The 20,770-nt window shown below is 51.5% G+C and carries 16 protein-coding genes; 9 read left to right on the forward strand and 7 right to left on the reverse strand.

The annotated features are described in order from the left end of the window. Positions 1–121: 121 nt before the first annotated feature. The 8 genes from DCC81_RS23350 to DCC81_RS25635 all read left to right on the forward strand — a co-directional run bounded on the left by DCC81_RS23350 (position 122) and on the right by DCC81_RS25635 (position 6,967). Entirely contained in the window at positions 122–496 is a 375-nt protein-coding gene (locus tag DCC81_RS23350; RefSeq protein WP_108689069.1) for a hypothetical protein, read from the forward strand. Positions 497–598: 102 nt separating this feature from the next. Continuing rightward, positions 599–2,884 carry a TonB-dependent receptor gene (locus DCC81_RS23355; RefSeq protein WP_108689070.1) on the forward strand — a complete coding sequence of 762 codons (2,286 nt, stop codon included), beginning with the start codon at positions 599–601 and terminating at the stop codon, positions 2,882–2,884. A 15-nt stretch (positions 2,885–2,899) separates the two neighbouring features. Then, positions 2,900–4,372 carry a PepSY-associated TM helix domain-containing protein gene (locus DCC81_RS23360; protein ID WP_165806710.1) on the forward strand — a complete coding sequence of 491 codons (1,473 nt, stop codon included), beginning with the start codon at positions 2,900–2,902 and terminating at the stop codon, positions 4,370–4,372. A 30-nt stretch (positions 4,373–4,402) separates the two neighbouring features. Further along, entirely contained in the window at positions 4,403–5,011 is a 609-nt protein-coding gene (locus DCC81_RS23365; protein WP_108689073.1) for an SCO family protein, read from the forward strand. 128 nt (positions 5,012–5,139) lie between these two features. Continuing rightward, complete coding sequence (locus DCC81_RS23370) at positions 5,140–5,952, forward strand: class I SAM-dependent methyltransferase (protein ID WP_108689074.1); 813 nt, start codon at positions 5,140–5,142, stop codon at positions 5,950–5,952. A 101-nt stretch (positions 5,953–6,053) separates the two neighbouring features. Continuing rightward, positions 6,054–6,500, forward strand: coding sequence for a DUF6934 family protein (locus DCC81_RS23375; RefSeq protein WP_108689075.1), 447 nt, complete (start codon positions 6,054–6,056; stop codon positions 6,498–6,500). Continuing rightward, positions 6,497–6,709 (forward strand): hypothetical protein, encoded by a 213-nt coding sequence (locus tag DCC81_RS25630; RefSeq protein ID WP_165806711.1) that lies wholly within the window; start codon positions 6,497–6,499, stop codon positions 6,707–6,709. The genes DCC81_RS23375 and DCC81_RS25630 overlap by 4 nt, the downstream gene beginning before the upstream one ends. Before the next feature lie 87 nt (positions 6,710–6,796). Further along, entirely contained in the window at positions 6,797–6,967 is a 171-nt protein-coding gene (locus tag DCC81_RS25635) for a hypothetical protein (RefSeq protein ID WP_165806712.1), read from the forward strand. A 124-nt stretch (positions 6,968–7,091) separates the two neighbouring features. Here DCC81_RS25635 and DCC81_RS23380 read toward each other — a convergent pair whose 3' ends face one another. From DCC81_RS23380 to DCC81_RS23390, 3 genes are read right to left on the reverse strand one after another with little or no spacing between them, the layout of a single operon-like run. Continuing rightward, on the reverse strand, positions 7,092–8,384 hold the full coding sequence (locus DCC81_RS23380; protein ID WP_165806713.1) for a TolC family protein: 1,293 nt from the start codon (positions 8,382–8,384) through the stop codon (positions 7,092–7,094). Positions 8,385–8,413: 29 nt separating this feature from the next. Beyond that, on the reverse strand, positions 8,414–11,518 hold the full coding sequence (locus DCC81_RS23385) for an efflux RND transporter permease subunit (protein WP_108689077.1): 3,105 nt from the start codon (positions 11,516–11,518) through the stop codon (positions 8,414–8,416). After that, positions 11,515–12,549: an efflux RND transporter periplasmic adaptor subunit gene (locus tag DCC81_RS23390; protein WP_108689079.1), complete on the reverse strand. Its 1,035-nt coding sequence runs from the start codon at positions 12,547–12,549 to the stop codon at positions 11,515–11,517. The genes DCC81_RS23385 and DCC81_RS23390 overlap by 4 nt, the downstream gene beginning before the upstream one ends. Before the next feature lie 276 nt (positions 12,550–12,825). Between DCC81_RS23390 and DCC81_RS23395 the strand changes: the two genes are divergently transcribed. Next, positions 12,826–13,332, forward strand: a complete 507-nt coding sequence (locus DCC81_RS23395; protein WP_108689081.1) for a nicotinate-nucleotide adenylyltransferase — start codon at positions 12,826–12,828, stop codon at positions 13,330–13,332. A 60-nt stretch (positions 13,333–13,392) separates the two neighbouring features. Here DCC81_RS23395 and DCC81_RS23400 read toward each other — a convergent pair whose 3' ends face one another. The 4 genes from DCC81_RS23400 to DCC81_RS23415 all read right to left on the reverse strand — a co-directional run bounded on the left by DCC81_RS23400 (position 13,393) and on the right by DCC81_RS23415 (position 20,480). Continuing rightward, entirely contained in the window at positions 13,393–15,984 is a 2,592-nt protein-coding gene (locus DCC81_RS23400) for a cation-translocating P-type ATPase (RefSeq protein ID WP_108689082.1), read from the reverse strand. 40 nt (positions 15,985–16,024) lie between these two features. Beyond that, positions 16,025–18,418 (reverse strand): phosphoenolpyruvate synthase, encoded by a 2,394-nt coding sequence (ppsA, locus tag DCC81_RS23405; RefSeq protein ID WP_108689304.1) that lies wholly within the window; start codon positions 18,416–18,418, stop codon positions 16,025–16,027. A gap of 90 nt (positions 18,419–18,508) precedes the next feature. After that, complete coding sequence (locus tag DCC81_RS23410; RefSeq protein WP_165806714.1) at positions 18,509–19,351, reverse strand: universal stress protein; 843 nt, start codon at positions 19,349–19,351, stop codon at positions 18,509–18,511. Between the two features lie 43 nt (positions 19,352–19,394). After that, a complete protein-coding gene (locus DCC81_RS23415; protein ID WP_108689084.1) occupies positions 19,395–20,480 on the reverse strand; it encodes a DUF998 domain-containing protein in 1,086 nt (361 codons plus the stop codon). Positions 20,481–20,770: the final 290 nt, after the last annotated feature.

Consider the following 20,770-nt stretch of genomic DNA (forward strand, 5'->3'; position numbering starts at 1 on the left):
GACAAACAATGCCCACCGTCAACAAACCAGCAGGCGTGTAACCGGTGGAACAGATGACTTAAATCAGTTTTTGAAAACGGCTGGTATATTTTTCAAATTAATACATAGCTTTGCCTTGGTTTTGAAACAGCTACTTACCATATTATCTGCGATCGTCATATTACTCCAGCCTTTTCGCGGGGTACTGGACGCGCTGGCAGTAAACCAGCAGCATTATTATGTTTCTACCGTGCACACCCTCCATGGCCGCCCCGTGATCTATTGCGGTGATGAGGAATCCCTTCACAAAAAAGTACAAAAAGACCAGCAGCAGCGCTCCTCAGAAGAATCGTCTGACAGCCAGCGTACCGCGGTAGCTTTTCCCCTCTTTTGCACCACATTTGATAGCTATACAGCTCCTTTGCCGCCCACAGTGACCCAACTGTTTACTGCAACCCTGCAAAACAAGCCGGTAAAGGGTTTTCACGAGATCTTCCATCCGCCCTGTAACGCGTAATAAGGCGCACCGCTCCCCGGTGCAGATTTTGCGTGGCAGCTATTAGGTTATAGCTCCACCGGTTGTATTTATCATTATCTCCCTCCTTATTACTGATCCTCTATGTTCAAGCATAGCCTCGTTCTCTTATTACTGGGCGCAGGCGCTATGGCACACGCACAGTCCGTACACGGCGTGGTGTATGATGCCCTTACGCGCGAGCCCCTGCCCATGGCCATTGTATGTGATGCACACCAGCATCGCAGCAGCGCCAATGCCAGTGGTCATTTCCAGATACAAACCCAAGACAGTGTTTTATACATCAGCATGAATGGTTACCAGCTGGCTAAGGTAGCCGTGAAACCTTTGATGGACGTGCCTTTGCAGGTGTCGTCCAAAGAGCTGCAAACGGTGGTGGTCTCTGCCAGCCGCACCGCGGAAAAGCGCAGCGAAGCACCGGTAGCCATCAGCACCATTAGTGCGCAAACCATTGCAGATAACAAGGCCAACCGCCTGGACCAGTTACTGAACCAGGTGAGCGGCGTGATGATGGTAAACCTGGGCAATGAACAACATGAAATGAGCATCCGCCAGCCCATGACCACCAAGAGCCTGTTCCTTTACCTGGAGGACGGCATTCCCATCCGCACTACCGGCGTGTATAACCATAATGCCATGCTGGAACTTAATATGACGGCTGCCCGCCAGATAGAGATCATCAAGGGGCCGGCGTCTTCCTTGTATGGTGCAGAAGCGATAGGGGGTGCGGTGAATATTATCACAGCTGCCCCGCCGGCCTTACCTGGCGGCACTTTCAGCCTGCAGGCCAATAACAATGGTTACAAGCGTGCCGATGTGCAGGCCGGCACCAGCTTTGGCAAATGGGGGATGCTGGTGAGTGGCTACTATGCCAACCGGCATAATGGACCGATCGACTACAGCGATTTTCACAAAACGGCCGTAACGGTGCGGGCAGATTATAAGGCCAATGTCCATACGCTGTGGACCAATAGCATTACCCTGGCGGATTACTACAGCGATATGACGGGGGCGCTGGACAGTACGCACTTTGCACACCACGATTACAGTACGCCCTACTCTTTCACATACCGTAAAACCTACGCGTTGCGCGCCCGCAGCACGCTCAGCCATCGCTGGAATGAGCAATCTGAAACCCAGGTGAGCGCGGTATTCCGGGACAACGCTGTGAAGCAGAATCCCTCCTACTATATCTATAATGACTATCACAAGGCCAACGGGGTGTACGTGGGCGATCCGATGCTGGCGCATGGGCAGGTGAATGAAAATGCCTTCAGCAGTTACAGCCTGCTGGTGCAGCACCAGCAGCGGTTCCGCTTCCTGCAAAGCAAGCTGATAGCGGGCCTCAGCGGAGATTTCAGTCCGGCTGATTACTGGGCCAACTATATCCGTATTCAACGTAATGCAAAGGGTAACTATGTGGGCTATACGAAAACAGATTCCAGCCTGAGTAATTATAAAACCAATATCAGCAACGTGGCGGCCTATGCCCATTATGAGCTGAGCCCTGCCCGGGGTTTGAAGATCGTAGCGGCGCTGCGTTTTGATGAATACCGCTATAATTACAAGAACCACCTGCCTGCTTCCGCTTACTCCGGCGCACCGTCTACGGTGACAGATTACAACCGGTTAACGCCTAAGCTGGGCTTCACTTACAACTACCACAATGTGGGTGTGTACGGCAACTACAGCCAGGGCTTTGTGCCGCCACAGATCACCGATCTTTTTGGTGGGGTGAAAGTGCCTTTCCTCGATTCGCAAACCTTTTACAACTATGAAGTGGGTGGCTGGATGTCCCTGCTGCAGCAAAAACTGTATGCAGATGTAAGCCTGTACCAGATGGATGGCACCCACGAGATCATTTCCGTGCTGCAGGATGATGGTACGTACCGTAATCAGAATGCCGGCAAAACCCGGCACCGGGGCGTAGAGTATGGGATCACCTACCATCCCGCCACCAGCTGGACATTGCGTGTAAGCGCCACAAATGCACAGCATACTTTCCAGGACTATACGGAAAAAGGTGTCAGTTATGCGGGTAAGGAAATGGCCGGTGCGCCACATTTTACCAGCAACATGGCTGCTACCTGGAAGCCGGGATTTGTAAAAGGGCTGCGCCTGGGCGTGGAATGGCAGCACCAGGGTGGCTACTGGATGGATAATGCCAATACCAGCCGCTATGGCGGATTTGATGTAGTGAATGTGAGAGCGGGTTACCAGTTTGGCCGTTTTGAAGTATGGACCAATGCATTGAACGTGGGCAACCGCTATTATGCCACCATTGCCAGCAGTTCCGGGTATGGCAAAAGCTATAACCTGGGCGATCCGCGGGAGTTTAACGTAGGCCTTTCATGCCATTTGGGTAAATAAAAAGAAACCATGTCGGTGAAGAAACAAGTATATCAATGGCACAGGCGGCTGAGCATCATCATGGCTATCCCGGTGCTGCTTTGGGCCACCAGCGGGTTGATGCACCCGTTTATGACCTCGGTGAAGCCAAATATTAAACAGGGCGCCCTGGCCCCGAATGTGATAGACAGCGCGGAGCTGAAAGTGCCGCTGGGAGCGGTATTGCAGCAGCTTCACCTCGATGCTGTGCAGCAGGTAAATGTGGTGCGCATGCACCAGCAGGCCTATTACCAGGTGGAGCCGGGCAGCCATTATGTGAATGCCCGCACGGGAGAAGAACTACCCGATGGCGCAGCAGAATACGCGAAAGCACTGGCCCGGGGCTTCCTGGGCGACCGTAACTGCAACATTGTGCGCGTTACAAAACTGACGGAGTTTACAGACCAGTACCGCGATATTAACCGCCTGTTGCCGGTGTACAAAGTGGATTTTGACCGTGCGGATGGCATTTCCATTTACGTGGATGATGCCGGTAGCCGTATGGCATTGGCCACGGACCGTTTTCGCATCGGGTTCCAGCAGTTCTTTACGCTGATGCATACCTGGGAGTGGCTGGGTTTCCTGGGCAAGGGCCGGCTGGTGGTGGAAGCGGCGCTGGCAGCACTGGCTTTTATTACCGCAGTGCTGGGGCTTTACATCTTCTTTTTCACAAAGAAGCCGAGGGCTAACGGGAATCCCCGTATGAAGTACCGGTCCCTGCACCGCACTACTTCCATTGTGACAGTTTTGTTTACGCTGATGTTCAGCTTCAGCGGCGCTTTCCACGCACTTACAAAACTGAAACCCGATAACCGCCGGCAGTATTTTGTAGCGCCTTATTTCCCGGCGGCGGCGCTGCAACTGGACATGCCGCGCCTGTTGGCCCGGTTGGACCGGAATACGGCGATCAACAGCCTCTCACTGGTACGGCTACACGGGGATGACTACTGGCGGGTAAACCAGACCTGGTTTAACAACAGTGCCGACCTGGAGGCCTGCTGCCGTAAGCCGGGAGAGGTGGTGCCGGTGAATGCAAAGCCGAAAGTGACCTACATACGCATGACAGACTACCAGGTGCTGCCAGATGGGGAAGCGCGCTACGCGAAAGAACTGGCCCGGACTTTTAGCGGCCTGCCGGACCGGGATATTTTGTCGGTGACGCCCGTTACAGCTTTTGGGGGAGAGTATGAGTTCATTGACAAGCGGTTGCCGGTGATGAAGGTAAGCTATGGCGGCCGGGAGCCGGTGCGCTACTATGTGGAAACCAGTACGGGTGTGCTTGCTGTGGCAGTAGCGGACAAGGACCTGGTAGAAGGTTACAGTTTTGCCCTGCTGCACAAGCACCATTTCTGGGATGGGTTGGGTAAAACGGTGCGGGATGCGAGCACCATCATTGGCGCACTGCTGAACGTGGTGGCCGTGATAGTGGGATTGATCTTATACCGTTATTCACTGAAGAAGAAATACTAACGTTCACGTATATATTAAATTATACAGCATATGAAGAAGTCAGTTATTTTCCTGGGTGTATTTTTTGTGCTTTTGGTAGTAGGTTTTATGGTGCTGATCGTGCCAAAGATGGCGCCGGCAAAACAATTGCCGGTGCTGGGCAATCCGGGCCATCTCACGGGCGCCTTCTCTTTTACCAACCAGGAGGGCAAAACTATCACGGAACAGACGGTGGCTGGTAAGGTGCGGGTGGTCGAATATTTCTTTACCACCTGTAAGGGCATTTGCCCGAAAATGAATGCCAATATGCGTTTCGTGTATGACGCTTATGCTAAGGACCCGAAGGTGGTGATCCTGTCACACACCGTGGATCCCGAAACGGACAGTGTGCCCGTGCTGGCGGCTTACGCGGAGAAATTTGGTGCAGACGCATCGCACTGGATGTTCCTGACCGGGAGCAAAAAAGAGTTGTATGCAGTGGCCCGTGAGCAGTATTTATTATCCGCGGATGATGCACCTGCAAAAGATACTGCCGGTGACTTCATTCATACCCAGTACTTTGCGCTGGTAGACAAGGACAATCGCATCCGCGGCTTCTACGATGGCACTAATAAAGGCGAAGTGGGCCAGATGATCAGTGATATTAAATCGCTGGAATAGGCCACCAGTAGGCAGTTAACAAAATGTTCATATAAGAATCCCCTGTATGTCTTGGTGCTGCAGGGGATTTTTATTATCTTAATGAAACAACTGGAAGCCAGGTATTCAAACTGAAAAAAAAGTGCGTTATGGAGATTCTGACTGAAACTACTGCCTATGCTGGAAGCATCCCGGCCATTTACGACCGGTATTTGGCATCCCTCCTTTTTGAGCCGTATGCGGCGGAAACGCTGACCAGGTTAAAGGCCCTGCAGCCAACCTCATTGCTGGAACTGGCCAGTGGCACGGGTATTCTCACCCGCCTGCTACCCGAGGCATTTCCCGATGCGCAGATCCTGGCTTCTGATATTCACCCGGACACGTTGCAGGTGGCCCGCCAGAAAATAAAGGATCATTATAACCTGCGCTGGGAAGTGATAGATGCTACCCACATGCCGCTGGAGGATGCGGAGTTTGACGTGGTGGTGGCCAATTTTGGGGTAATGTTCTTTAAGGACAAACCGCAAGCTTTTAAGGAGGTCATGCGGGTGCTGAAGCCCGGTGGCACCTTCCTTTTTACGGTATGGGACAGCATTGCGTTCAATACCGCCTGCAACCTGGCGGATACCACGGTGGCCCGGTTTTTCCCGGCCAATACGCCTGGTTTTTTCCAGCTGCCTTACAGTTACAATGACGACTATATCATTAAACGTTCCCTGCATGCGGCGGGCTTTAGTGAAACGGATATAGAAGTGGTGAGCCTGATGGGATACAGCCCCTCTCCTGCGGATGCTGCGAAAGGTCTCCTGCAGGGCACGCCGGCTAATACGGCCATTATGGAACGGAACGGCGCAGCGCTGCCTGCCATGGAAGCTGCGCTGGCAGAGGAATTGCGGATGCATTTTGGCAGCAAGGACATCCATGTGCCGATGCAGGCAAAGGTGGTGAGAGCGGTGAAGTGATTAACAGGGAATTAACAAATGCTAAGAAAATTAGCGTAACTTTGCTATTGTAGTTAGTAAAAGTTGCGCTAATTTTATTTTTTGACCAGTTTGTTACCGATATGAATTTTGAACGTTACTCCTATAAAACCTTTGGCAACGATGAGCGGGTGCAATATGCGTTTGTGAGCAATGGAAGCCGTGGCCCTATCAATAAGATGCTTACCTTCTCCCATTTTGGGGAGGAGATCTATAACCTGGCGCTGGAGGATATTGATGAAGACACCGGCTCATTTAACCAATATGCGGTAACCAACAATGGGGACACCCAGAAGATCCTGCTAACCATTGCGGAGGCGGTGGTGCATTTTACGAGCACGCGGCCCTGGGCGCAGATCTTCATTAAAGGAAACAGTGCCGCCCGTAACCGGCTGTATCGCATGTATATAGGGCGTTTCATGGCGGATATCCGTCAATGGTACGAGGTATATGGCCTGCGGGGCAAAACCTGGGAAATCTTTGAAGAACGGGGTGATTATGGGGCGTATTTGGTAATAAGGCTTAAATGATTGGGAGAGAAGTATGCGACAGGGCTAAAATAAGCGGAGGAGAAGTGTGCGGCAGGGCTAGAATAGGCGGAAGAGAAGTATGTGACAGGGCTAGAATAAGCGGAGGAGAAGTATGCGACAGGGCTAAAATGGGCGGAGGAGAAGTATGCGGCAGGGCTAGAATAGGCGGAGGAGAAGTGTGCGACAGCGTAAAAATAATACAAGGGTAAGTGTGCAACTGGCGTAAAAATAATTACAAGCGCAAGTGTTTGGCCAAGACCCCAATTTATCCTAACTTTCAAAAAAAAATATTCCGTATGAAGGATATCAAAATCACTATGGAGCAGCTCTCTAAGAGAAAGTTTACCAGAGATGACCAAATGCCGGATTACAGCCAGCGCCATGGTCTCCAGAAAAAGAATGCAGAAGCTAAAGCACTCTTAAAGGAGGTAGGCCTTCCTGATTTTGCAAAACTGAAAAGAAACTAAGTCCATTGTGGCCCGGGGCAAATGTTGCTTCGTGGTAAATATAAGTTGGGAAAAATAATTGAAAGCCGCTACACCAGCGGCTTTTTTACGTCTTATAAGAAGGCTGCTACGGTCTGCAAATAGACTAATTGCCCGTCACTAGGGAAAGCGCCGTAATAGCCATGCGGTAATTCAATTGCGCTGCATAGAGATCTGCCAGGGCTTTGGCCAGGTCTGCCTGTGTGGCCAGCACTTCGCGCTTAAGCAACGTACCTGCCAGCCGCGCATCTTCCTTCATCTTCAACTCTTCCCGGCGGTAGCGCACCGCTTTCTGCGCCGCTTGTATCAAAGCGTGTGACTGCTGTACATTGCGGTAGGCTTTCTGCACCGCAATAGTGATGTGTTCTCTCGTGTATACCAGGTTGGTATCTGCCTGTTGCTGCAGTGCCAGGCGTTCATTCACCACGGCCCGGCGCCCTCCAAAATCAAGGATATTCCAGTGCAGGATCACGCCTACAAAAAAGTTATTCTCCGGCAACAAACTAATAGCATTCTGATACCCATAGCCGCCCGCCAGCCCCAGGTCCGGGATAAAGTCCTTGCGCGCGGCAGATACGCCAAAGGCGGCCTTGTCACGGGTTTGGGAGGCAATGCGCACATCCGGGTTCTGCTCACTGGCCTGTGTTACATAAGCAGATAGCGGCTGCAGGGTATAGATTGTATCCATAACCGGTAGCGGGGCAATGGGAGTGGCCGGCGGATAGCCTAATAATTCATCCAGGTCGTCCTGGTAGTTCTGGTATTGATAGGTGAGCTGGAGGGTTTTCTGTTCTTCGTCTGCCAGCTTTGCCAATAGGCCGGTACGGTTCACGGAATCTGTTTTGCCCGCCATCAGGGCGCTTTCTATGTCATACAGTTGTGCATTGAGCATTTCCGTCTCTGCCTGGGCCTGTGTAAGTTGTTGTTGTGTAATGAGCAGGCCGAAATATAATTTCTCCACCCCCTGTTTTATTTCCAGGGCTGCTTTGTCCAGCTGGGTGCGGGCTATGACGGCTTCGGTTCTGGCCACCTTCTCTCCCACCGCTACTTTGGTAAGCTGGGTAATGGGTTGAACCGCGGTAACGCCACCCAGCAGGAGATTATGGTTGCCCTCAAAAAGTTTGATGTCACGGTCCGGGATGGGCGTGTTATTGATGTTGCCCAGCTTTCCCTCACGCAGCGTGATATCTGTTTTTACATTGTACACATAACCTGCGGTGGCACTGAGGTTGGGGAAATATTTACTGTGCACGCCATTCACCTTGTACTCACTTTCCCTCACCTTGGCGCGCTGGATCTGCAGCAGTTTACTTTGCTGCACGGCCTGTTCCCTGGCATCTGCAAGGCTGATGCGCACGGAGTCCTGTGCCTGCGCGCCCAGGCAGCATAATAAACACAAAAGGATCTGTTTGCCTGCGTACATAAATGCTATACCGTGGCCGCTGCGGTAACGGGCTGTTGTCCGGACCCGGCCAGGGGTTTGTGTTTGATAAAAGTGACAAATAATACGGGTATCACCAGCAGCGCCATGATCATGGAAAACACTACGCCTACTGCAATGACACTGGCCAGTGGGCTCCACAGGGGGGAGCCGGAAATGATCATGGGCAATACGCCAATAGCTGCTGCCATGGCAGTAAGGAAGATGGGGCGCAAGCGGCGTTTCCCTGACTCTACGGCGGCCGTAGGAATATCCATCCCGTGCCGCAACAATTCATTGGTATGGTCTACCAGGATAATAGCATTGCGCACCACGATGCCGGAAAGACTGATAAGGCCTATAAATGCAGTGAAACCAAAGGGGTTGCGGGTGATGATCAATCCCAGCAAAGCCCCAAAAAGACTAAGTGGTATGGATGCCATCACTACCAGGCTTTCCTTCAGATCGCGGAACTGGAAAAGGAGGATGAGGAAAATGAGCAGGATACTGATGCCCAGTGCTACCACCATCTGGCGGAAGGTTTCCTGCTGGTTTGCATACTCCCCGCCATACTGGATGCGGTAGCCTGCCGGCAATGGCAGCTTTGCAATGGATGGCCGGATCTCTTTGAGAATGCCGGAGGCCAGGTAACCCTTGCCCGGTTCTGCGGCAATGGTAAGCGTGGGAATGCCGTTGCGGTGCATAATGCGCCCGCTTTGCCACTCCGGTTCCAGCGTGGCTATCTGGCGCAATGGCACGCTGCTGCCGGTAGCAGGAGAAAGCACGTAGGTATTTTGCAGATCGCTAAAACTGGCCCTGCTGGCGGCATTCAGGCGGAGCACCAGGTTCACTGCATTGTTGCCCTCCCAGATGGTGGTAATGGGCGCACCGGTAAACCCTGTGTACACCAGCGTGGCAATATTACTGGTGGTAAAGCCCAGGCGATTGGCCTCCGGTTTCAGTTTGATGCTTACGCCGTAATAATCCTCATGAAAGTCTGACCGCACGAGCGTGGCGCCTGGCGTCTTTTCCACGATGGCCTGCACTTCTGCGCCAATACGCTTCAGCGTGGCAATGTCACTACCTGATATACGTACTTCCACCGGCGAGAGCATTACATCGCCCTGCTGCATAAGGCGCACATGTGGCCTGCCTTCCGGCACCCACGCGTCTACTTCGCTATCCAGTTCATCCGCAAGTTGTGCTGTTTCTTTATCGTCGTGTGTGTTGATCAATAATTGCCCGTAGTTAGTGACTGGCGGCTCGGGGGAGAAGTTGTAATAAAAACGGGGTGCGCTGGTACCGGAGAAGCGGGCATAGCTTACCACACGGGGATCTTTTCTCAGGTGCTCTTCCAGGCGCATCATGGCGCTGTCTGTTTTTTCCAGGCGGGTACCGGTGGGCATCCACAGTTCTATTACAAACTGGTTGCGCTCCGCGGCGGGAAAGAATTTTTGTTTCAGTTGTGTAAACAGCAGTCCTGCTGCTGCAATGGAGAGCAGTGCTGCCGTAAGTGTGACGCCTTTGTGGGCCATGCACCATACGATTGCCTTATCATAGCCCTCCTGCATGTAGTCCAGCAGGGACCTGCGTTTCCGGCTCGTAGCTTGCGTACCAGGATCGTGAAGACCTTTTTTGATGAAGGTGTAGCAAAGAAAAGGTGTCAGCAACATAGCCACCACGAAGGAGGATGCCAGTGCAATGGATACGGTGATGGGCAATGCGGAGATAAACTCGCCGACGGAGCCTTTCAGGATGAGCATGGGCATAAAGGACGCGATGATCGTGAAAGTGGCGGTGAACACGGGAATGACCAGTTCACTGGCGCTGCGCCAGGCGGCGTCCCACCGGTCCGTACCCTGATCCAGTAGTTCTACGTAATTATCTGCTATTACAATGGCATCGTCCACCACCATGCCCAGCACCACGATCAAGGCTGCCAGTGATACCTGGTGCAGCTCTATGCCGAGCATGTGCAGCAACGCGAAGGTGACAGAGACCGTGACCGGGATGGCCATGGCGGCTACGGCTGCAATGCGGAAGGGCAGCAACAGGATGGTAACGATCACCACGGACACGATGGCCAGGAAAAACTCGCGGATAAAATCGTTTACGCTGGAACGTACAATGCGGGGCTGGTTCACGATGGTACTAAGCTCCAGGGTGGATGGCAGCTGGGTTTTAAGGATGTCCAGTTCTTTGGCTACGGCTTCGCCAAATTGTACAATATTATTGCCTTCCTGCATTTCCACGGAGAGCAATAAAGCACGGCGCCCATTTACCCGGATCTTGCTATCGGGGTCTGCGTATTCACGGGTCACATCGGCCACATCGCCCAGTTTTACCACCTGGCCGGTGGTGGTGGAAGTGCCGATCAGTTGATTGCGAATAGCATTTTCCGTATTGAAATAGCCCTTGGTATAAAGCGGTACTTTGCTTTCCGGGGTCTTTACATCGCCCGTAGGGCTGATGCTGTTCTGCGACTGCAGCACCTGCACTACCTGCGGCAGCTTAATACCGTACTGGGCCAGCTTTTCAGAGCTGGAGGTCACCGCTATTTGTTCCTTGCGCTCTCCATAGGTTTTGATCTTGGACACTGCGTTTACCGTGCGCAGGCCATCCGCTATTTTTTGCTGGTACACTTGTAGCTGCGCATAGTCCAGGCTATCAGAAGAAAGCGCAATGAGCATGGCAATGGTATCGCCAAAATCAGCATCCACGATCACGCCCTTTACGCCCTGTGGCAGCGCCGTTTGCTGCGTGAGCACCAACTGCTGTTGCAGCTTGGCCCAGAACACATCGGGATCTTTGACCCATTGTTCCAGCTCCACGTTCACGATGACCATGCCATCGCGGCTGGTGGAATAGGTTTTTTCCTTGCGCACTTCTGCATACTGGAAGAGCACTTCTTCAATTTTCTTGGTAACCTGCTGCTCCACCTGGGCCGTGTTGGCACCGGGGTAAATGCCGATCACCAAGCCGGTACGGATGGTGATCTTCGGATCTTCGCGGCGGGGCATGGTGAAAAGGGAGTACACCCCGAAAGCCACTGCCAGCAGGAGTACGGAGAGGGTGACCTGGTGATATTGCAGGGACGATCTTACCAGGTTCATAGTGCTGTATTTTGGATGGCCACCGGTGATGCATCGTTGAGTTTCTGCTGGCCACCCGTGACCACCAGCTCCCCGTTGCGTAGCCCGGAACTGATGCGCAGGCTATTGTCCTGTAGATCATCTACGGTAACGGTACGCTTAAAGGCCTGGTGTTTTTGCGGATCTACCACAAATACATAGGCGTTGGATTGGTCTGCATCGTGGAGCAATGCTTCTGCGGGCAGCAGCTGCATGGGCACCACCTTTTGGGTGCGCAGGCTTGCCTGGGCCACCATGCCGGGTTTAATGAGGTTATGCGGGTTAGGGATGTCTACCTTTACTGCGTAAGCGCGGGTAGTAGCATCGGCCACTACGCCGATCTGGGCTACTTTGCCGGTAAACGTGGAGTCTAACGCTGACAGGTATACGCTTACTTCCTGCCCTTGTTTTACCTGCGCCAACTCTCCTTCCGGTACCCCCAGCGAAATGCGGGCCGGCTGCATATTCACCATAAACAATACCGGCATGCCCTGTCCCACCACCTGCCCTGGTTCCAGGCTTTTGCGGGCAATGACCCCGTTGGCCGGGGCATATAACTTTGTATCATGGAGATTCTTAGCGGCCAATGCATAGCGGGCCTTCACTTCCGCCAGCCCGGACACGATCTTCTGGTAGTCTGCATCGGTAAGGCTGCCCCGGTTGTGCATGATGGTGAGGCGGCGGTATTCATCGGAGACCTTGTCTACATTGGCCTGGGCAATATCCACCCCCAGGGCATAGTCTGCGGGGTCCAGGCTGGCCAGTACCTGGCCTTTTTTCACGGGAGCGCCTTCTTCCACGTTCACCGTATTTACACGCCCGGCTACCTGGAAGCCCAGGGCCGTAGTGTGCTCCGCCTCGGCATTGCCACTCAGCGAAAGCACCAGGGGCTGGTCAGCGCTTTGTACCTTGGTCACCTGCACGGGAACGGGCGCAGCACCGGCTTCCACGGGATGACGCTGCTGGTGACAGGCAGCGATGGCAAGCAGGAATAATAAGCAATAATGTTTCATATAGTTGTTACAGTGAGGGGCGTTTACGTGTAAACAAACTACGGGCCGGAATGGTTCATTTTGCCGGTCCGCAGCAGGAAATTCTTACCAAAGGTCACTGGTGACAGCTGTCATATCCTGCATTGTGCCCTGTCATCCGCCTGTAGGTCCATTCTTACTAGCTTCACAATAGCCATACCGGTAATTTCATGTTCCGGGTATTAGCGCGTTGAATGGAGATCATCCATCCAACGGAGTTCAAGTAATTGTAATTGATAATGTCTAAAAACAAAACCAATGAAAAAGAACATTTCACTCACCTTCTCCGCCCTGTTGTTGTTCAGTGGATTATCCGCATTTTCACAACAGGTGCTGCCCACTGTAACTATAACGGCCGGCAACTACAAATATCTCGGTGCGGCGTCGGGCGCTGATGATGCTGCGCCTGTGCAGCGGCTGCAACGTACAGCAGCAGCTTATGACGTTAAATCTTCCGACTATTACGAGGAAGACTATGAAAATTATTTTATCTCCTTCTATTTGCCCGCAGGGCGGGTACTGGCCTGTTATGACAATGCAGGGAAAATACTTTACACAGTAGAAAGATACGAAGATGTAGTATTACCTGCTGTTGTTTCTAAAGCCGTTGCGGAGCGCTATCCGAACTGGGGGATCACGAAGGATGTGTACCTCGTGAACTATAAGGAAGGATCGGGCCAGGTTGGCAAAAAATATAAGCTGGTGCTTCAGAATGGAGACAAGCGGATAAGAATAGTGACAAATGAGCAGGGTGAAATCCTGTGACGGGTTATGAGGCTAAAGACGCCGGGTGGGTGGAACACAGGTATCTCTGCCCACCCGGCCTCATGACTTATTATGGCCCGCTTTCCTGGCGGATGAATGCCGAAAAAGTTTCCCGAACGCTACGGCAAAGAAAGTCAATGATGACGCTGCGCCTACCAGCAAAAATTCACCTGCACGCAGGGCTTCAGTTTTGAAAACGACCTGGAAAAAAGGTGTATAGGTAATGACAACCTGGATAAGGACGATAGCAATAACAGCCAAAATGAGCGGCTTGTTCTTAAAAAATCCTTTTTTAAACAGACCCGGGGCGTTGGAGCGGATGGCTAATAAATGCGCCATCTGGCTCAGGCACAGCAGGTTAAAAACAATCGTTTGCCAGTGTAGCTGGTTCCGGATGGCCCAGTACTGTATAGACAAAACAATGCCGGCCATCAGCATCCCTGCCCACGCCATGTGCAGCCCCCGTCCATTGGCAAAAACACTTTCCTGGCGGGGCCGGGGAGGCCTGTTCATTATATCCTTTTCAGCCTTTTCAAACGACAGGGAGATGGCCGGCAAGCCATCTGACACGAGGTTGATCCAGAGGATATGGATGGGCAACAGGGCAACCGGCAAACCAAACAGCGGGCCAAGCATTAATGCCCATAGTTCACCAGCATTGGTCGTCATCAGGTACGTTATGAACTTTAGTACATTGTCGTAAACCCTGCGCCCCTCTTTTACTGCCTGCACAATTGTTGAGAAATTATCGTCCAGCAGGATCATATTCGCCGTGTCCCTGGCAACGTCTGTTCCGCTAACGCCCATTGCAATACCTATGTTTGCCTGTTTCAGTGCCGGCGCATCGTTAACGCCATCACCGGTCATGGCTACGTAATGACCTTTTTGTTGTAAAGCGGTAACTATCCGGAGTTTTTGTTCGGGTGAAACACGGGCATAAACCTTTATTTTTTCAACCTTGGCGAGCAGCGTATTTTCATCCATCTGCGCCAGGTCACTACCGGTAACAAGGAGATCCTGATCGTTCTCTAATATCCCTGTTCGTGTGGCAATGTTCTTAGCAGTAAGGGGATGGTCGCCTGTGATCATTACCGGTATGATGCCGGCACTTTTACACTGCATTACAGCACTATATACTTCTTCTCTCAGGGAATCTGCAATGGAGGCCAGGCCCAGAAAGTGCAACTCCTTCTCATGAACGCTACTTTGCGGATCTACAGGCAACTCATCCCAGCACCGGTATGCAAAACCCAATACCCGGTGGCCATCTGCGGCCATGGCATTGATCCTTTTCTCTACGGATCTGATATCAACCCCGGGGCACCGTTGCAATAACATATCGGGGGCGCCTTTGGTAAATGAGATGATCTTGCCATTGTGTCTATGGAATGTGGTCATCAGCTTCCGGTCTGCGTCAAACGCGATTTCAGAGACACGGGGCCAGTTGCCGGTGTCAATATGATGAACTAGCGCCATGTCCACCAGCGCAACTTCGGTGCTATCGCCTCTTAAGTTCTGCGCTGCATCGGCAGTTACATCATTATTTAAGGCGAATGCGCTTAACAACATCCGCCCTTGCCCGTTTTCGCCGAGCTGGCCCAATTCTTCCCGCTCATACAATCTTTCATTTGCGAAGACGGTTTCCACCTGCATCTGATTTTTAGTAAGCGTACCGGTTTTATCAGTACAGATGACCGTTACCGCGCCAAGGGTTTCCACAGAAGGAAGATCCTTAACAAGGGCATTGGACCGGGTCATCCTCTTTGCCGCCAGCGCGAGGGATATCGTGATCACGGCCGGCAATGCTTCAGGGATAGCAGCGATCGCCAATGAAATACTCGTCATGGCCATTTTAAGCACCTGCTCACCGCGCAGCCAGCCGGAAATAAAGAAGATGCCACATAATCCCAGCACTAACAAAGACAGTTTCTTTCCGAATGCGGTCATGTGTTGCTGCAGCGGGGAAGCCGCCCGCTGCCCCTGGACCATCTGCGCTATGCGACCGAGCTCAGTTTGCATACCCGTAGCTATAACGACGGCCGTGCCGCGGCCATGGATAACATAGGTTCCCTTAAAAGCCATATTTTTCCTGTCTCCCACGGCCAGTTGATCCTTCTCTAATGAATGAGCAACTTTGTCGATCGCTTGTGATTCCCCGGTTAGCGCGGCCTCTTCAGTCTTCAAATTTACAGACGTGATGATCCGCAAATCCGCGGGGACCGTATTACCGGCTTCCAGGATAACAATATCCCCGGGCACCAGGACCGATGCCGGTTCCCATGTACTAACACCATCACGTAAAACCCTTGCCTGGGCAACGGCCATCTGCCTCAGAGCACGTATACCTTTTTCTGCACGGGATTCCTGGAGAAAACCGACAAGTGCGTTCAGTATAACTATTGCAAGGATAGCGATCGTATCTTTGACGTCACCCATAATGCCGGCCATAACAGCCGCCACTATCAAAATAATGATCATAAAGTCTTTGAATTGCCCCAGGAGAATATTGATGGCGTGTTTATTCCTCCCCTCTTTTATTTCATTAGGGCCATATCGCAGCAATTTCTCCCTGGCATCCCTGGTGCTTAATCCATTTTCTCCCGTTTCCAGCAGCTCAAAAACCTCCTTTGCGCTTAAACCGTACCAGTTCATTAATGCAGGTTTATTTTAATTGATATCTTATTGGGTGGTGCTACGAGTTGAGCACCGGGGCCGGAAGCTCGGCAGCTGAAATATTTTCAATACCCCTTATCAACGCATCGGGGGTGAACGAGATGGAGTCAATGCCCTGTTCCACCAGGAACCTGGAAAATGCCGGAAAATCACTCGGGGCCTGTCCGCACAGGCCAATTTTTATACCCGCCTTTTTTGCAGCGGCTATCGCCTGTTTTATCAGGATCGTTACTGCTTCATTATTTTCATCAAACAGGTGGCTGACGATCTCTGAATCCCTGTCCAGCCCTAAAGTCAGTTGGGTAAGGTCATTTGAACCAATAGAAAAGCCATCAAACAACTGCGCAAATTTATCCGCCAGTATAACATTGCTTGGTATCTCCACCATTACATACACTTGTAACCCGTTTTCTCCCCGCTTCAACCCGAAAGTTTCCATGGTCTGCAACACCTGGGCCGCTTCTTTCAGGGTCCGGCAGAACGGGATCATCACTTTTACATTTGTAAGCCCCATTTCATTCCTGACCTGTAAGACAGCCCTGCACTCGAGGCCAAAGCCTGGCAAATAGCGGCTGTCATAATAACGGGATGCGCCCCTGAACCCGATCATGGGATTTTCTTCTTTGGGTTCATAGAACGTTCCCCCAACCAGTGATGCGTATTCATTCGTTTTAAAATCGCTCATCCTTATGATCACTTCATCGGGATAAAACGCTGCGGCCACCTGGGCGATGGCTTCTGCGAGCCTGCTCACAAAGTAGTCTGCTTTATTACTGTACCCGGCCGTCATTTGGGTGATAGTAGCCTTTACCGGGCCATCCGGCAGCTGGTCATATTGTACGAGTGCCATGGGATGTATGAGGATCCGGTTATTGATGATAAACTCCATGCGCAATAATCCTACGCCTTTCGCGGGATAACCGGAGAGTTCAAATGCCCTGGCAGGATCAGCCAGTATAAGCATTGGCTTGGTTTTCGTTTGCGGAACTTTGGACAGGTCTATGGCTACCATTTCAAATGGAATGTTCCCTTCATACACATACCCTTCATCCCCTTCGGCATTTACAACGGTTATTATTTGCCCGTCGCTGATCACTTGTGTGGCGTTACCGGTGCCTACTATTGCCGTAATGCCTAATTCACGCGCAACTATAGAAGCGTGGCTGGTCCGGCCACCACGATTGGTGACAATGCTCACGGCTTTACGCAATAAGGCATTCCAGTCAGGGTTCGTTATATCGGCAATGAGTATATCGCCCTTTTCTAACTTATCTGCTTCTGCAAGTGAATGAATGATACAGGCCCGCCCACTGATGATCTTTCTCCCAACCGCTTCGCCCTTGCAGAGCATTTTTCCTGTTTTTTGCAACTTATAGGTATAAAGTTGCCGTTTTTGTTTCTTTGAGTGTATCGTTTCCGGCCTGGCCTGTACAATATAAATATGCGCTGTTATTCCGTCTTTCGCCCATTCAATGTCCATGGGTACGCCATAGTATTTTTCTATTTCATAACTCCAGCTGGCAAGTTGTAACACTTCATCGTCCCTTAATATCCACCGTCCTTGTTTTTCCGGCGGCACATCCACATTCTTTACGGGCCGGCCGGATGCCCCGCTTTCATCGTAGATCATCATTTGTTCCAGCCGCCCTTTCTTCCTGCCGATAATTGCTTGCTGGTGTTGTGTCAGGGCCGGTTTGAATACCAGGAACTCATCCGGGTCTACGGCCCCTTGTACTACGTTCTCTCCGAGCCCCCAGGCCCCGGTGATGTATATAATATTCCGGTGCCCGCTTTCGGGCTCTATTGTAAAAATGACGCCTGCCGAAGCTTTATCAGCACGGACCATGTATTGCACTCCCACACTGATGCCTACATGCATGTGATCAAATCCATTATCAATGCGGTATTTAATAGCTCTGTCATTGAACAGGGATACGTAACATTTGATTACAGCCGCCAGCAGGTTCTCTTTACCGGAGATATTCAAAAATGAATCGTGCTGCCCGGCAAAGCTGGCTGTAGGCGAATCTTCTGCGTTAGCACTGCTGCGTACTGCTACAGACGCATTGCCGTTAGTGCCAGACAGCTGTTCATAGGCTTTGATGATCTCCTGCTTGGCAACATCCGGTAGTACCGCGTTTTCTACCAGCGCCCTGCATTGCTTTGCTACCTGTGGTAAATTGGAAAGCGTTTGCTGGTCAATGGTGGCCAACAACTCACTTAGCTTTTCATAAAGCTTGTTATAGGCCAGGAATAACTGGTAGCAGGCAATGGTGATCGCAAAACCATCCGGCACATCAATGCCAAGCGGTCTCAGGTTGTTGAACATTTCACCCAATGAAGCATTTTTTCCACCCACCTGTAATAGCTTGCCCATATTAATATTGGCAAAGGGGATAATATATGTTTCCATAAATTCCGGATTTGTATTAACTGAAATTTGCGCATACTGGTTGGGTATGGCCTGCCTGAACCTGTTGCTTTGCACCTGGTTACGGGCCGCTTATTTATTGTGGGCAATGAATAGCGGGATGTCAAGTTCCCGCATCAAGATATCTGCCACGCTCACTTTAAACATCCGGCTTAGGTCGCTGCGCCGGTATGCGCCGAGTACAACCAGGTCATTCCTGGCGTGCTCCCGGAGGTGCATTAGTATTTGTTCCTTTTCATCTCCCTTGACAACCGTATAGGCAGCTTTTGGGAGATGGCCCTTTATATAATCCCGCATTAAATTGCTATCCGGAAGCCTGGTATTATCCGCATGATGTTCCTTTACCGTGAATACTTCCACCGCCACATCCATCGAGTCGCCCAGCAGGTAGCTGAACATTTTTATGGCATGTATGGATGAGGGACTGCCATCGTACAGCAACACTATTCTTTCTACAGGTTTATAACTGCCAGGCACTACCAGTACCGGGCAATGGGCTTCGGCCAGCAGGTCCTGCATGAAGGTAGTGGGCGATTCCTGCTGGTATCTTGAAAATGTCTCCGATTCATTGATCAGCAGCAGGTCGGAAAACATGGTCTCCCGCTTCAGGTCTATGAAAGCGATCCCCTTATCGCGATGAATGGAAAACTGGATACCGGCCTTTTCGCAGGCAAGTTGAAATTGCCTTGCGGCGGCATCCCGTTGCGATTTATCCTGTACATCCAGTTGTTCCATCACCTTTTCATAGTCTCTGTGTGTTCTCATGATCTCTAACATATTGTAGTGCTGGTAAGTCAGGTCATCCAGGAAAACGCCCACCAGTTGAGCTTTTGCTGCCTTCGTCAGCTGAATGGCATAATTGAGCGTAGCCTGCGACATGTTAAATCCGTCGAATGCAGCCAGGAACTTTTTCATCTTGATTTTTTTTTGTGTTAGCAACCACAGTTGGTATTTCAATTCAGGCATTGCCTGTACCGGGACCGTTGTACCGGATCGTTCTTAAGGCAAGCACTATCACCCACAGCAGAAAAACGCCGATATTAATACATTCCCACACCCCGATCAAAGGCGTAGGTGTTCCCCTGGCAATGCCAGGAGCAGCGATAAAGGTTAGCAGGCCAAAAGCGATAACGAATATCAAAGTAATGATGGCGTAGACCCGGAACCCCTTGCCGAAGGCCTGGGCGCTGAGCCCCAGTGAGAGCAGGAATATGATTTGCGTTACAGCCCCAAGGACGATGTGGGCCGTATCTGAAAAGCTGCCGCCGGTGGTAGCCAGCATGTCCCGTTGGTGCATAGGCGCAAGTGGCCAAAGGAGCCCCAAAACTGCATAAGCACCCAGCAGTAATCCCACCATCCGTAACGGGCGGTATTGCCGGCCCGAATACCAGACACCCATGGCGAAGGCCAGCATTAACCATGTATAGGGCGTGCATAATATGATCCATAGGGTGCGTGTAGGAGCCCCTATGGCCGACAGTTCACTGATCGTTTGCCCTGCAAGATCGTAGGTAGGCTCTCTTGCAGCCACAATGGCGATTATTGTAGCATACAAGAGTGAAGCGGCAATACCACAAGTGAGTAAAAGCCTGCGCAGGACCTCCCTTGACGGAAGCTGCCAGGCATTTGCCAGCAGGCCCACCAGCACAGGCACGCCCCACATCAGGTGCAGCCAATGCAGCTTCAGGAGAATAGCGATCTCTATCCAAAACCAGGTAACCATACCACCCAGTGCAACGCCCGCCATGATCCAGTCGTTAGATTTTCGTGTAAAGACCGTGTAAAACGCCACCGTGTTCAATACTCCCAGGCAAAAAAGCAGGAGACCGGGGATCGTGAAATCAGGAAAGCTGCCATGCATGATCGTTACCGGCATATCCATCAGGCTCCCGTCTGGTACCGCCATCAGCATAACCCCTCCCGCCAGGCAACCCGCAGCTTCATAACCCAATACGGAAAGGACCGTTATCCTGGGCCAGCGCGGATGGGCGTTCATCGCGGCAACCGGTGTCCCATTTGTGGTAAATGATATTGGAGTTGACATATCAATCGCGTTGTGGATGGTGAGCTACCCGAAAATAGCACTCCTCGCAGGGAAAACTGCTGACGCTGATCAATGTAACGGGTAACAGCTGTCACACTTATAGCTACCCCGGGTGGCTGCCAGCACTTAAGACCGCACTAAACATTATTTGGATGCAACACTCCCGGTCAGGCTGCACCCTAAACAAAATGGCCGCCTGGACAGACGGCCATGTTCACTTACATAGGTATTTGTTCAACATTAGTGCTTGAGTGTATTGACTGGAATTTTTAACCTGGTGAAGGTGCACT

The organism is Chitinophaga parva (genome assembly GCF_003071345.1).
In the GTDB taxonomy this organism is placed as follows: Bacteria; Bacteroidota; Bacteroidia; order Chitinophagales; family Chitinophagaceae; genus Chitinophaga; species Chitinophaga parva.

What these genes read in the sequence shown, in the direction of transcription:
- DCC81_RS23355 (WP_108689070.1), top strand. Translation starts at nt 599, where the DNA reads ATGTTCAAGCATAGCCTCGTTCTCTTATTACTGGGCGCAGGCGCTATG.
- DCC81_RS23365 (WP_108689073.1), top strand. Translation starts at nt 4,403, where the DNA reads ATGAAGAAGTCAGTTATTTTCCTGGGTGTATTTTTTGTGCTTTTGGTA.
- DCC81_RS23370 (WP_108689074.1), top strand. Translation starts at nt 5,140, where the DNA reads ATGGAGATTCTGACTGAAACTACTGCCTATGCTGGAAGCATCCCGGCC.
- DCC81_RS23375 (WP_108689075.1), top strand. Translation starts at nt 6,054, where the DNA reads ATGAATTTTGAACGTTACTCCTATAAAACCTTTGGCAACGATGAGCGG.
- DCC81_RS25630 (WP_165806711.1), top strand. Translation starts at nt 6,497, where the DNA reads ATGATTGGGAGAGAAGTATGCGACAGGGCTAAAATAAGCGGAGGAGAA.
- DCC81_RS25635 (WP_165806712.1), top strand. Translation starts at nt 6,797, where the DNA reads ATGAAGGATATCAAAATCACTATGGAGCAGCTCTCTAAGAGAAAGTTT.
- DCC81_RS23385 (WP_108689077.1), bottom strand. Translation starts at nt 11,518, where the DNA reads ATGAACCTGGTAAGATCGTCCCTGCAATATCACCAGGTCACCCTCTCC.
- DCC81_RS23390 (WP_108689079.1), bottom strand. Translation starts at nt 12,549, where the DNA reads ATGAAACATTATTGCTTATTATTCCTGCTTGCCATCGCTGCCTGTCAC.
- DCC81_RS23395 (WP_108689081.1), top strand. Translation starts at nt 12,826, where the DNA reads ATGAAAAAGAACATTTCACTCACCTTCTCCGCCCTGTTGTTGTTCAGT.
- DCC81_RS23400 (WP_108689082.1), bottom strand. Translation starts at nt 15,984, where the DNA reads ATGAACTGGTACGGTTTAAGCGCAAAGGAGGTTTTTGAGCTGCTGGAA.
- ppsA (WP_108689304.1), bottom strand. Translation starts at nt 18,418, where the DNA reads ATGGAAACATATATTATCCCCTTTGCCAATATTAATATGGGCAAGCTA.
- DCC81_RS23410 (WP_165806714.1), bottom strand. Translation starts at nt 19,351, where the DNA reads ATGAAAAAGTTCCTGGCTGCATTCGACGGATTTAACATGTCGCAGGCT.
- DCC81_RS23415 (WP_108689084.1), bottom strand. Translation starts at nt 20,480, where the DNA reads ATGTCAACTCCAATATCATTTACCACAAATGGGACACCGGTTGCCGCG.